We start from the raw sequence: 12,135 nt of genomic DNA on the forward strand, positions 1-12,135 counted from the left end.
GACGCGCCGGCGCTCAGCGGACGGCTACATGCGCGCGGGCGTATGCCCCGATCGTCTCGATGAGCTCGTCGAACACGGCGTCGAGGTCGGCGGACGTGGCGATCCGGGCGTTGGGTCCCAGGGGCGACATCCAGCGTTCGTCGGCGACGGTCATCCCACGGGTCAGGGTGCCCACGAGTTCGACGTCGACACGGGCGGGCCGGGTGGTGACGGTGTCCGGGGCGAGTGCGACCAGGGCCGCGAACGGGTCGTGCAGATGGGCGATGTAGCCCTCGTCGTGGTCGTGGTGGAACTCGAAGTAGAAGCGCAGGGCGTCGACGACGTGCCGGATGATCTCGTTGTCGGCGACCGACCGGAGGCCACGATCGTCGGTCGGGTCCGGGCACTCGAGCGGCGAACTCCCCGCGGCCGCCGCCAGTCGCACGACGTGATCGGGGGTCAGGACGACCGACTCGGTGAGATCGAGTGCGCACACGATCGGTTCCGGCGCGCCCTGTGTGCCGAACGCCGCGAACACCTCGGCGGCCGCCTCCGGATCGACCGCGACATTCCACTCCGCGGTCGGCGTCGTGTTGCCGTGGGTGTGAAAAGCGCCGCCCATCACCACGAGTCGGCGCAGCCGCGACGGCAACGTCGTATCCCGGCGGATCGCCGTGGCCAGTGAGGTGAGCGGGCCGGTCACCAGGCCGACCAGCTCACCGTCGTGCGCACGCGAGGCCTCGATCCAGGCGTCCGCGGCGTCGAGATGACTCGGCGTCACGGTCGGGGTGGGCAGCTCGGCGTGCCCGACGCCCAGGGGGCCGTGGGTGTCCTCGGTGGTCATCAGTTCGGCCACCAGGGGAGTGGCCGAGCCCACATGGACGGGCACCTCGCTGCGGCCGCACAGTTCGAGCCAGGCGAGATTGTTGGCGGTGACCACGTCGACGGGCACATTGCCTGCCGTGGAGGCGATGCCGACGAGGTCGACGTCGGTGCGCGCGAGCAGGTAGAGCAGCGCGAGCGAATCGTCGATGCCGGTGTCGCAGTCGAAGAAGAGGCGCTGGGTCACCACACAATTGTGCCCCGTGTGCGGCGACGGCCGTCATCGTGCCCCGGCAACTCGGTGGCCCCGCATCTGCACGTCCACGTGATGAACGGTCCGTCGTTCCTCGCCTCGGCGGGCGTGCCCAGCGTGAGTGAGAAGTTCACGATCACCGGCCGGCTGGCCGACACCGCCGCCTTCGACGTGTCGGAGGGGACCCGCGTGCCGCTGGAACTCGCCCCCGGCGTGACCGAGAGCACACATGAGGACCAGATGGTCCTCGATCAGAACATCGTCACGTCCATCGCAGGCTGGCAACGGTTTTCGTCCGCATCCCAACTCACCCGACCGCGGACACGGGGTCCGTCACGACTGGACAACGATGTCAGCATCCGTACGGTCGGGCGCATGACGATTCAGGACTCTGCCTTCGAATGGACGGAAACGAATCGAGAATGGCTGATCGAGAACCCGACTCGCATCGTCGCCTATGTGGTCGTCGCGTTGCTCGTCCGGTTCGCGATCCACCGGGCGATCGACCGCGCCACCCGGCCCCGGACCGCCGGTGGTGAGCCGGGCCGGGGAATGGCCCTCATGCGCGGTCTGCGGTCCAAATCGCCCTCACCCGAACGCAGCGCGCAGATCGCCGCCCGCCGCGCCCAGCGCGCCGCGACCATCGGCTCGGTGCTGAAGTCGACGGTCTCGATCGTGCTGCTCGTGTGGGTGGTGCTGTCGGTGCTGAGCGTCCTCGGGGTGAACATCGCGCCGTTCATCGCCTCGGCGGGCATCGTGGGTCTCGCGGTCGGCTTCGGCGCCCAGAACCTGGTGCGCGACTTCGTCAGCGGGGTGTTCATGCTCCTCGAGGACCAGTACGGGGTCGGCGACATCGTGGACCTCGGGGAGGCCGTCGGCGAGGTCGAGTCGGTGGGCCTGCGGGTGACCACGCTGCGCGACATCGACGGCACCCTCTGGTACGTCCGCAACGGCGAGATCGCCCGCGTCGGCAACATGAGCCAGGAGTTCGCCGTGGCCCGCGTCGACGTCCCGGTCGCGCCCGGTGCGGACATCGACAAGGCGCAGCGCGTTGCGCACGAGGCGGCGCGTCAGGCCGTCGAGGACGACGACACCGACATCCTCGGGCCGCTCGAGATGCTCGGCGTCCAAGAGGTGTCGTCGGACCAGATCGTCCTGCGCATGACGGTCACGACGAAGCCGAACGGACAGTGGGCCGTCCAGCGCCGCCTGCGTCGTGTGATCCTGCGTGCGTTCGTCGAGAACTCGATCGATCTGCCGTACGCGCGCGCATGGTCGGCGCTCGTCGACACCGCCGCCAACTGACCGGCCCGGAGCCCGACGCCCCGACGAGAAAACCCCGGCCGGGGGCCGGGGTTTTCTCTGTACATCTGTGGTGTCCGAGGGGGGACTTGAACCCCCACGTCCGTTAATAGGACACTAGCACCTCAAGCTAGCGCGTCTGCCATTCCGCCACTCGGACCTGCTCGCTGCGGTGAGATTTTCGGCGATCTCGCCGTCGTCTCTGTGCAGCGGGATAACCCTAACCGAGGTTGCCCGCGTATCCCAAATCCCGTAGGAGTGAGGGGTGTCTTTCCAGTCTGCGGTCGATGAAGTGGTCGATCTGGTCAGCCAGCTGATCAGGTTCGACACCTCCAACACGGGGGAACCCGAAACCACGAAAGGCGAGGAGGCGTGCGCCAAATGGGTGGCGCAGCAACTCGAAGAGGTGGGTTACACCACCCAGTACGTGGAGTCCGGTCGCCCGGGGCGAGGCAACGTGTTCGCGCGGCTGGCGGGACCGCCCGATTCCGAGCGGGGTGCACTCCTCGTCCACGCCCATCTCGACGTCGTGCCGGCCGAACCGGCTGACTGGAGCGTCCATCCGTTCTCCGGTGCGGTGAAGGACGGCCACATCTGGGGTCGGGGCGCGGTCGACATGAAGGACATGGCAGGTATGGCGCTCGCGCTCGCCCGTCAGTTCAAGCGCGACGGCACCGTCCCGCCGCGGGAGATCGTCTTCGCATTCCTCGCCGACGAGGAGGCCGGCGGCACGTGGGGGTCACACTGGCTCGTCGCGAACCGTCCGGATCTGTTCGAGGGCGTGACCGAGGCGGTCGGGGAGGTCGGTGGCTTCTCGCTCACCGTCGACCGTCCCGACGGCACGCAGAAGCGGCTCTATCTCGTCGAGACGGCAGAAAAGGGCCTGGCATGGATGCGGCTGACCGCCGAGGCCCGTGCCGGACACGGCTCGTTCCTGCACGACGAGAACGCGGTGACCGAAGTCGCCGAGGCCGTCGCCCGTATCGGGCGGCACACCTTCCCGCTCGTGATGACCGAATCGGTGAGCCAGTTCCTGGCGGAGGTCAGTGCAGAGACCGGTCTGGATCTCAGCCCGGACGCCCCCGATCTCGAGACGGCGTTGTTCAAACTCGGCAACCTCGCGCGGATCATCGGTGCGACGCTGCGCGACACGGCCAATCCGACCATGCTCAAGGCCGGCTACAAGGCAAATGTCATCCCCCAGAAGGCCGAGGCGGTCATCGATTGCCGGGTGCTCCCCGGCCGGCAGGCCGCCTTCGAGAAGGAGATCGACGAACTCATCGGGCCCAACGTGACCCGCGAGTGGATCACCCACCTCGACTCCTACGAGACGACCTTCGACGGCCACCTCGTCGACGCGATGAACGCGGCCATCGTCGAGCACGACCCGCAGGGAAAGACGGTGCCCTACATGCTGTCCGGGGGCACCGACGCCAAGGCTTTCGCCAAACTGGGGATCCGGTGCTTCGGCTTCGCCCCGTTGCGGCTCCCGCCCGAACTCGACTTCGCGGCCCTGTTCCACGGCGTCGACGAACGAGTGCCGGTCGAGTCGGTTCTGTTCGGTACCAAGGTGTTCGAGCACTTTCTGCGGCACAGCTGAGCCCTCACATAGAGTGGCTGCAGGGCCTTCCCGTCGTCGATGCGACGCCGCCGAGGAGGGCGCCGAAGATGGATCCGTTGCGCGAAACGCGCGAAACGTCCGAAAGGTGAACACATGTCGTCGTTCGACCCGTACTCCCCACTACCGAGCCTGCCCGGTTTCACCCTGACCTCCGAGAGTTTCACCGACGGAGCCCCGCTGTCCCGCGGCCAGGTCAGCGGCATCATGGGCGCTGGTGGCGAAGACCTGTCGCCGCAGTTGAGCTGGTCGGGATTCCCTTCCGAGACCAAGAGTTTCGCCGTCACCGTGTACGACCCCGACGCCCCGACCGCATCCGGCTTCTGGCACTGGGCGGTGGCCGACATCCCGGTGTCGACGACCAGCCTGCCCGAGGGTGCCGGTGACGAGGACGGCTCAGGACTGCCCACCGGTGCGGTCACCCTCACCAACGACGCCTCACTGCGCCGATACATCGGCGCGGCACCGCCCCCCGGGCACGGCCCGCACCGCTACTTCGTCGTCGTGCATGCCGTCGACACCGAGTCGCTCGGTCTCCCGGACGGTGCGACGCCTGCCTATCTCGGCTTCAACCTGTTCTCGCACGCGATCGCCCGCGCAACGCTGGTGGGGACCTACGAACAGCCGTCCGAGAACGTCTGAGACGCCGGCCCGGAATGATCAGGGCCCGGAATGATCAGGGCTCGATGGTCAGGGCTGGTTGGGCGCAGCGCAGCCCACGGCTTCGGATATCGACGCGAAGCCGCCGGCGCGCACACGCTGGGCCAGGCCGTCGTGGAGTTCGTGGAGCCACACCGGGCCGCCGTAGACGAAGCCGGTGTAGACCTGGAGCAGGTCGGCGCCGGCGCAGATCCGTTCCCATGCCTGATCGACGGTCTCGATGCCGCCGACGCTCACCAGGGCGATCCGTCCACCCACACGGGCGTAGAGGCGTTTGAGGACCGCGAGCGAACGGTCGGCAACCGGCGCGCCGGACAGGCCGCCCGCACCGATCTCGCGGACCTCGGCGGCGGGCGTGTGCAGGCCTTCGCGGCCGATCGTGGTGTTGGTCGCGACGATGCCGGCGAGTCCCAGTTCCACCGCCAGGTCGGCGACGGCGTCGATGTCGTCGTCGACCAGGTCGGGCGCGATCTTGACCAGCACCGGGACGTGCACCTCGGCGAGCACCGCGGCGAGGATGGGACGCAACGAGTCGACGGCCTGCAGATCGCGCAGGCCGGGTGTGTTGGGCGAGCTGACGTTGACCACCACGAAGTCGGCCAGCGGCCCGAGCAGCGCGGCAGAACGTCGGTAGTCCTCGACCGCGTCCTCGACCGGGACCACCTTGGTCTTGCCGATGTTGGCACCGATCGGGGCAGAGACCGGCCCGCGGCGAACGTCCTGGAGATGTTCGGCGGCCACCTGCGCGCCGGGGTTGTTGAAACCCATCCGGTTGATCAGCGCGCGGTCGGCGGGCAGCCGGAACAGTCGGGGCTGCGGGTTGCCGGGCTGGGGTTGTCCGGTGATGGTGCCGATCTCGGCGTAGCCGAACCCGATCTGACCCCAGGCGTTGACCGCGCCTGCGGTCTTGTCGAATCCGGCGGCCAGCCCGATCGGAGCCGGGAAGTCGACGCCGAACACGCGTGTCCGCAGGACCGGATCGTGGTGTGCGAGGAGCTTGGCCACCAGGAATGACAGCGGCGAGAAGCGTCCCACCGCGCGCAACAGGACGAAGACGATGTGGTGGATGCGTTCCGGCGGGATCAGGAACATGGCCTTGAGCAGCAGGGGATAGCACCACCGGTTGAGTGCGACGAGAGCTCGGGTGGCGGTGTGTGCGGTCAGCATGCTCGGGCGCTCCGGGGGTCGTGGCCGGTGTGGCCACTCGGCTGGTGATCGACGGAAGTGTGATCGAGAGGTCGGTGGCCGTTCGCGTGATGTTCGCCGGTCCGGCCGGCGCCGCGTGGCGGTCGGCGGCGTTTGAGCAGGACCTTGCGGGTGCCGTCGGAGTACAGCCGGACCCGCGAGAGCTCCCATCCACCGAACTCGGCTTCGAGTGCCAGTCGCATCGACGCGGTGACACGGGTGACGTCGGGCGGCAGACGCAACATGATGCACTCGAAGTCCTCGGAGGTGACCTCCCAACCGGCGGGGTACCGGGCGCCCAGGCGGGCGGCTGTGCGGGCGTGGCGGGCGTCGAGCCGGTGGTCAGCGGTCATCGGCCCGGCTCGACGGGTGTGACACCGAGGGGGGTGCCGGGTGGCGGGACCACCTGCAGTCCGCCGTTTCGCGCGGAGAGCACGTATACGGTTCCTGCGGAGTCCACCGTGATCCGATCCGGCTGGACGACAGAGGCGAAGCGTTGCTTCTCGGTCGGCTCGCCGTCGGCCAGGTCATACGCCACCACCTCGTTGTTGCCGGTCGTCGACACCCAGAGCAGGTTGCGGGTGTCGTCGTAGTCTACGGCGTAGGGGCCCCCGGCCACCGGGTACCGAAAACGCATGACCAGCGGAGATCCGTAGAAACCGAGGATCTCGCCGTCGCGGGTGTTGGCGACGAGGATGCGGCCGTAATGGTCGACGGTGGAGTTGGTCGCGCCGTTGCCCGCGCGCAGGGCCGGTCCGAGTTCGCCGGACTCCGGGTCGACCGGGGTCACCGACGACTGCGCGCGATCGAGGACCACCACCTGGCCGTCGAGGCCCTCGGCGCTGGCCGGCGCGGCCGTCAGCGAGTCGACACGCACAAAGCGGTGGATGTCATGCTTGCGCTCGAAAGTCTTGTCGTACACCAGCACCCGCCCGTCGGCCGTACCGACGACGATGAGGCCGGAGGCGGTGCGCACCACCGCGGTCGGCTGGTCGGTGTCGAGGTCGGCGGTCTCGACACCACCGTCGGTGTCGACGACGACGAGCACACCCGGCCCGGCCCCGAGGTAGCCGGCGTCACCGTCGGCGGCCAGCGCGGTGAGCACGGGGACGTCGACCGGCTTCGGCGGTGCGGCGACCGCGAGGGTGTCGTACCGCAGGATCTGGTTGCCGTCGGGGGACAGCACGCCGACGCTGCGTCCCGACGAGGCGAGTGCCCGTGCGCCCGCGGGAGCCGGGACCGTCATCCCGGCGGGATCCACAGCCGCAGCGGGCGCCTCGACGGCGGTCGCCGGGTTCACCGTCGGGACATCCGGTGAGCCGTCGCCGTCGGAGCACGCGGTGATCATGCCCACACCGAGCACGAGGGTCGCCGCGGCGGCGACCGGACCCCGCAACCTCAATCGGCCACTGGGTGGCTGGTGGCGGGGGCGCAGTCGTCGCGGCACATGCATGTCCCCATCTTGCGTGACCGCCGGAGGTCGGCGCGAAGCCGGGTCGGGGCGTGTCGCCTCGTCGCGTCCGCGGACGGTCTCCCGCGTAGCATCGCTCGCCGTGACCGACACCATGAGCTGGACCCAGTCGATCGTCCTCGGCGCGGTGCAGGGACTCACCGAGTTCCTGCCGATCTCGTCGTCGGGGCATTTGCGGATCACCTCGGAACTCATGTTCGGCGAGGACGCCGGCGCGTCCTTCACCGCGGTCACCCAGCTGGGCACCGAAGCCGCGGTCCTGGTGTTCTTCGCCCGCGACATCGTCCGCATCATCACCGCGTGGTTCCGTGGGCTCTTCCACGCCGACGAGCGCAATCTCGACTACCGGGTCGGCTGGTATGTGATCTTCGCGACCATCCCGATCGGCATCCTCGGGTTCCTCTTCAAGGACGAGATCCGCACCACCGGACGCAATCTCTGGCTGGTCGCGATCATGCTGATCGGCTTCGCCGGAGTGTTCTGGCTGGCCGAGAAGTACGGCCAGAAGCAGCGTTCGCTCGACCAGCTGACCCTGCGCGACGGCCTGATCATGGGCGGCGCCCAGTGCCTGGCACTGATCCCCGGGGTGTCGCGGTCCGGCGCCACCGCCAGTGCCGGCCTGTTCCTCGGCCTCGAACGAGAAGCCGCGTTCCGGTTCTCCTTCCTGCTGGCCATCCCCGCGGTCACCGCATCGGGGCTGTTCAGCCTCCCGGACGCGTTCAACCCGAGCGGGGAGGGGATGGAGGCCACCGGCCCGCAGCTCCTGATGGCGACGGTGGTCGCCTTCATCGTCGGCTACGCGGCCATCGCCTGGTTGCTGAAGTTCGTCAGCGCGCACTCGATGAACTGGTTCGGCGCCTACCGCGTGGTCCTCGGCGTCACGCTCATCGTCCTGCTGTCCACCGGGGTGATCTCGGCGACCTGACAGGTGACGGGGGCGCTGGTCGCGGCACCGGCCGCACTCGCCCTGTGCGGCACTCCCGGTCGCATGCCTATGGTTGTGGCATGACCGTGATCCTTCTCCGGCACGGCCGTTCGACGGCGAACACCTCGGGTGTGCTCGCCGGTCGCGGCCCCGGGGTCCACCTCGACGACCGTGGCCGTGCCCAGGCCGACGACCTCGTCCGCCGCCTCGGTGACTGCCTCGGCGACATCAGGGCCGTGGCGCGCTCGCCACTCGACCGGTGCGCCGAGACCGTCGCGCCGTTGCTCGCCGCACTCGGTGCCGACGGTGAGGCGCCGCCGGAAATCGTCGTCGACGATCTGGCCGAGGTCGACTACGGCGGCTGGACCGGACGTTCGATCCGCGAGCTGTTGACGGAGCCGTTGTGGAAGGTGGTGCAGCAGCAGCCCTCGGCCGCGGTCTTTCCCGACGGTGAGGGTCTCGCCGACGTACAGGCCCGGGCGGTGCGTGCCATTCGCGAACTCGACCGCATCCACGGCGGGCCGGACGGCTCGGGGGTGTGGATCGCGTGCAGCCACGGCGACGTCATCAAGTCGGTCATCGCCGATGCCATGGGTACCCACCTCGACTCGTTCCAGCGGATCGTCGTCGACCCCGCCTCGATCAGCGTGATCCGTTATAGCTCCGCCCGACCCTACGTACATACCGTGAACGCCACCGACACACTGTCGGTACCGAAGCCGCCTCCGCCGAACGCCCACGGGGACAAGGCATCCGACGACGCGATGGTCGGCGGTGAGACCGGCGCCGATGCCCAGCCGGTCGCCGGTGGTGCCGGGGCGAACGGCGCCCGGACAGGCGGCGCTGGGACGATCCCGGCGACATCGGGATAATGAACACGACCATGAAGGAGGTGTGATGTCTCGAGCCATCCATGTGTTCCGAAGCCCGGACCGATTTGTGGCGGGCACGATCGGGCAACCCGGCGACCGCACGTTCTACCTCCAGGCCGTGCACGAGGCCCGAATCGTCAGCGTGATGCTGGAGAAGCAGCAGGTCCAGATCCTCGCGGACCGGATCGGGGCGCTGCTCGACGAGATCCACCGGCGCTTCGGCACCCCGATCCCGCCGGCCACCGACCGCGTCGGCGACCTGAGCCCCCTCGTCATGCCCGTCGACGCCGAGTTCCGCGTCGGCACCATGGGATTGGGTTGGGACGCCGAGTCCGAGGCGGTCGTGGTGGAACTGCTGGCCGTCACCGAGGGCGAGTTCGACGAGAGTGTGGTTCTCGACGACACCGACGAGGGACCCGACGCCGTGCGGGTGTTCCTGACGACCCTCGCCGCGCGGGAGTTCGCGGCCCGGTCGGAGAAGGTCATCTCGGCCGGGCGTCAGCCGTGCCCGCTGTGCAGCGAACCGCTCGACCCCGACGGTCACCTGTGCATCCGCACCAACGGTTACAAACGAGACGCGCAGCTGAGCAAATCCCTCGACTTCATCGATCCGGACGTGTTCAACAGCCTTGCCTCGCAAGGAGGTCCGGTGCCCTTCGGTGAGGACGAGGATCCGGCCGGCGAGCCGGAGGACTCCGCGGCCGACGATCCGGCAGGCGATGACCCCGACGAGCCGGGCGACGCCGGACCGTCTTCACGAAGCTGACCGGGGACTCGAGTAGGTGACCCCGGAGTCCGCACGTACACCCGCCGAGCCCTCGGCGGGTTCACCCCCGAGCGAGATCGCCCCGGGTGAGACCCTGCGCGAGGGCGAGCTCACCATCCTCGGGCGGATCCCGTCGGCGAGCAACGCCACGCTGGTGTGCGACGCCGTGCTCGGCGACGAGTCGGTGCGGTGCGTCTACAAACCCGTCCGCGGGGAGGTCCCCCTGTGGGATTTTCCCGACGGCACCCTCTCCGGGCGGGAGGTCGCGTCGTTCCTGATCTCCGAAGCGCTGGGCTGGGAGACGATCCCCACCACGGTGCACCGCGACGGGCCGCTCGGGCCGGGCATGGTGCAACGGTGGGTGGAGACGCCCGACAACACCGATCACCCGGCGCCGGAACCGGAGACCAGGGTCGACCTGGTGGACCTGTGTCCCGCCGACGCCGTTCCGGTCGGCTACTTCGCAGTCCTCCGGGCGTTCGACCCCTACGGTGAGCCCGTCGTGCTCGTCCACGCCGACGACCCCCGTCTCCAGCGGATGGCCGTGCTCGACGTCGTGCTCAACAACGCCGACCGCAAGGGCGGTCATGTTCTCGAGGGGCTCGACGGCGGCGTGTACGGCATCGACCACGGGATCTGCCTGCATTCGGAGGACAAACTGCGGACCGTGCTGTGGGGCTGGTCGGGCGAGCCCATACCGGGACACCTCGTCGCCGATGTCGCCGAGCTCGCCGAACGTCTGGAGACCGACGGCTCGGCCCTGCGCGCGGAGCTGACCCGCCACCTCACCCCCGACGAGATCGATGCCCTCACGATCCGGGCGATCGTAGTCGCCGAGAGCGCCACGATGCCGCGACCGCCCGGGCACCGGCCCGTTCCCTGGCCGCCGTTCTGATCAGCCGCCGTTCTGATCAGCCGCCGTTCTGATCAGCCGCCGTTCTGATCAGCCGGCGGGGAAACGCGCTCGGACCGAGGCCGCGAACGGCGCGCGGCGGGTGGGCAATACAGTGGACGCATGCAGTCCTGGCCCGATGTCGAACTCCCGGTCGTCCCCGGTGGTGGACCCGCCCTCCGTCTCTTCGACACCGCCGATCGCGCGGTCCGGCCGGTCGCGCCCGGTGAGACCGCGACCATGTACGTCTGCGGGATCACCCCGTACGACGCGACCCACCTGGGGCACGCCGCGACCTACGTGACCTTCGATCAGGTCAATCGTGTGCTGCGGGACCAGGGTCACGATGTTCACTACGTGCAGAACGTGACCGACGTCGACGACCCACTGTTCGAGCGCGCCGATCGCGACGGCATCGACTGGCGCGACCTCGGGGCCCGCGAGACGCAGCTGTTCCGCGACGACATGACCGCGCTGCGCGTGCTCCCGCCGCGGGACTACATCGGGGCCATCGAATCGATCGGGGAGGTCATCGAGGTCGTCGGCAAGCTGCTGGCCTCGGGTGCGGCCTACACCGTCGACGACGCCGAGTACCCGGATGTGTACTTCCGTACCGACGCGACCGAACAGTTCGGTTACGAGTCGGGTTACGACCGCGACACCATGGCGGCGTTCTTCGCCGAGCGCGGCGGCGATCCCGACCGGCCGGGCAAGCGCGACCCTCTCGACGCGCTGCTGTGGCGCGCGGAGCGCCCGGGTGAACCCTCGTGGGAGTCGCCGTTCGGTCCGGGTCGTCCCGGCTGGCACATCGAGTGTTCGGCGATCGCGCTCAATCGCCTCGGTATCGAGTTCGACATCCAGGGCGGCGGCAACGACCTGATCTACCCGCACCACGAGTACTCGGCCGCCCACGGCGAGGCGCTCACCGGCTCACGGCGATTCGCCCGGCACTACGTGCACACCGGGATGGTCGGACTCGACGGCGAGAAGATGTCGAAGAGTCGGGGCAACCTCGTGTTCGTCTCGGCGCTGAGGCGCGACGGCGTCGATCCGGCGGCCATCCGCCTGGCACTGCTCGCCGACCACTACCGCGGTGACCGGATGTGGACCTCGGATGTGCTCGACACCGCGCTCGAGCGCCTCGACCGATGGCGCACCGCGCTCACCTCGACAACGGGTCCCGACGCCGCACCGGTGATCGCCCGGGTCCGCCAGCATCTGGCCGACGACCTCGACACGCCGAAAGCGCTTGCCGCAGTCGATGCTTGGTGTGCCGACGTGCGCACCGGTATCGGGTCGTCGCCGACCGCACCGGCCGAGCTGGCCGCCGCGGTCGACGCATTGCTGGGCATCCCGGTCACCGCACCCGCCTGAGGCGGCCTCGCCTCAC

12 protein-coding genes and 1 tRNA gene are annotated in these 12,135 nt (G+C 69.2%); 8 read left to right on the forward strand and 5 right to left on the reverse strand.

Annotated features, from left to right (window positions below):
- Positions 1–13: 13 nt before the first annotated feature.
- Complete coding sequence (locus H1R19_RS11665) at positions 14–1,048, reverse strand: nucleoside hydrolase (RefSeq protein ID WP_219849084.1); 1,035 nt, start codon at positions 1,046–1,048, stop codon at positions 14–16.
- Positions 1,049–1,429: 381 nt separating this feature from the next.
- Between H1R19_RS11665 and H1R19_RS11670 the strand changes: the two genes are divergently transcribed.
- Positions 1,430–2,359, forward strand: a complete 930-nt coding sequence (locus H1R19_RS11670) for a mechanosensitive ion channel family protein (RefSeq protein ID WP_188329342.1) — start codon at positions 1,430–1,432, stop codon at positions 2,357–2,359.
- A gap of 68 nt (positions 2,360–2,427) precedes the next feature.
- Here the strand turns inward: H1R19_RS11670 and H1R19_RS11675 are convergent.
- Positions 2,428–2,516, reverse strand: a tRNA-Leu gene (locus H1R19_RS11675).
- Between the two features lie 105 nt (positions 2,517–2,621).
- On the opposite strand from H1R19_RS11675, the gene H1R19_RS11680 reads away from it, so the two are divergent.
- Entirely contained in the window at positions 2,622–3,956 is a 1,335-nt protein-coding gene (locus H1R19_RS11680; protein ID WP_188329287.1) for a M20/M25/M40 family metallo-hydrolase, read from the forward strand.
- Positions 3,957–4,070: 114 nt separating this feature from the next.
- Positions 4,071–4,616, forward strand: a complete 546-nt coding sequence (locus H1R19_RS11685) for a YbhB/YbcL family Raf kinase inhibitor-like protein (RefSeq protein WP_219849085.1) — start codon at positions 4,071–4,073, stop codon at positions 4,614–4,616.
- A 48-nt stretch (positions 4,617–4,664) separates the two neighbouring features.
- Here the strand turns inward: H1R19_RS11685 and H1R19_RS11690 are convergent, their stop codons facing one another.
- Genes H1R19_RS11690 through H1R19_RS11700 form a run of 3 tightly spaced genes read right to left on the reverse strand, consistent with a single transcriptional unit; the run spans position 4,665 to position 7,215 of the window.
- Positions 4,665–5,801: a quinone-dependent dihydroorotate dehydrogenase gene (locus tag H1R19_RS11690; RefSeq protein ID WP_188329289.1), complete on the reverse strand. Its 1,137-nt coding sequence runs from the start codon at positions 5,799–5,801 to the stop codon at positions 4,665–4,667.
- A complete protein-coding gene (locus H1R19_RS11695; protein WP_219849086.1) occupies positions 5,795–6,172 on the reverse strand; it encodes a DUF5703 family protein in 378 nt (125 codons plus the stop codon). The genes H1R19_RS11690 and H1R19_RS11695 overlap by 7 nt, the downstream gene beginning before the upstream one ends.
- On the reverse strand, positions 6,169–7,215 hold the full coding sequence (locus H1R19_RS11700) for a YncE family protein (RefSeq protein ID WP_219851608.1): 1,047 nt from the start codon (positions 7,213–7,215) through the stop codon (positions 6,169–6,171). Before H1R19_RS11700 ends, H1R19_RS11695 begins: the two co-directional genes overlap by 4 nt.
- Positions 7,216–7,372: 157 nt before the next feature.
- Between H1R19_RS11700 and H1R19_RS11705 the strand changes: the two genes are divergently transcribed.
- From H1R19_RS11705 to mshC, 5 genes are all read left to right on the forward strand, one after another.
- A complete protein-coding gene (locus tag H1R19_RS11705) occupies positions 7,373–8,215 on the forward strand; it encodes an undecaprenyl-diphosphate phosphatase (RefSeq protein WP_188329290.1) in 843 nt (280 codons plus the stop codon).
- An 80-nt stretch (positions 8,216–8,295) separates the two neighbouring features.
- Positions 8,296–9,087 carry an MSMEG_4193 family putative phosphomutase gene (locus H1R19_RS11710; RefSeq protein WP_188329291.1) on the forward strand — a complete coding sequence of 264 codons (792 nt, stop codon included), beginning with the start codon at positions 8,296–8,298 and terminating at the stop codon, positions 9,085–9,087.
- Positions 9,088–9,112: 25 nt separating this feature from the next.
- Positions 9,113–9,853 (forward strand): DUF3090 domain-containing protein, encoded by a 741-nt coding sequence (locus H1R19_RS11715; protein WP_188329292.1) that lies wholly within the window; start codon positions 9,113–9,115, stop codon positions 9,851–9,853.
- A gap of 76 nt (positions 9,854–9,929) precedes the next feature.
- On the forward strand, positions 9,930–10,748 hold the full coding sequence (locus tag H1R19_RS11720) for an SCO1664 family protein (RefSeq protein WP_244970986.1): 819 nt from the start codon (positions 9,930–9,932) through the stop codon (positions 10,746–10,748).
- A gap of 120 nt (positions 10,749–10,868) precedes the next feature.
- Positions 10,869–12,119 carry a cysteine--1-D-myo-inosityl 2-amino-2-deoxy-alpha-D-glucopyranoside ligase gene (mshC, locus tag H1R19_RS11725; protein ID WP_219849088.1) on the forward strand — a complete coding sequence of 417 codons (1,251 nt, stop codon included), beginning with the start codon at positions 10,869–10,871 and terminating at the stop codon, positions 12,117–12,119.
- The last annotated feature ends 16 nt before the right edge of the window (positions 12,120–12,135 follow it).

The sequence above is a fragment of the Gordonia jinghuaiqii genome, from assembly GCF_014041935.1.
Taxonomy (GTDB): Bacteria; Actinomycetota; Actinomycetes; order Mycobacteriales; family Mycobacteriaceae; genus Gordonia; species Gordonia jinghuaiqii.

Excerpts from the sequence above, each read along its gene's own strand:
- H1R19_RS11695 (WP_219849086.1), bottom strand. The coding sequence starts at position 6,172 with ATGACCGCTGACCACCGGCTCGACGCCCGCCACGCCCGCACAGCCGCC.
- H1R19_RS11685 (WP_219849085.1), top strand. The coding sequence starts at position 4,071 with ATGTCGTCGTTCGACCCGTACTCCCCACTACCGAGCCTGCCCGGTTTC.
- mshC (WP_219849088.1), top strand. The coding sequence starts at position 10,869 with ATGCAGTCCTGGCCCGATGTCGAACTCCCGGTCGTCCCCGGTGGTGGA.
- H1R19_RS11715 (WP_188329292.1), top strand. The coding sequence starts at position 9,113 with ATGTCTCGAGCCATCCATGTGTTCCGAAGCCCGGACCGATTTGTGGCG.
- H1R19_RS11670 (WP_188329342.1), top strand. The coding sequence starts at position 1,430 with ATGACGATTCAGGACTCTGCCTTCGAATGGACGGAAACGAATCGAGAA.
- H1R19_RS11690 (WP_188329289.1), bottom strand. The coding sequence starts at position 5,801 with ATGCTGACCGCACACACCGCCACCCGAGCTCTCGTCGCACTCAACCGG.
- H1R19_RS11710 (WP_188329291.1), top strand. The coding sequence starts at position 8,296 with ATGACCGTGATCCTTCTCCGGCACGGCCGTTCGACGGCGAACACCTCG.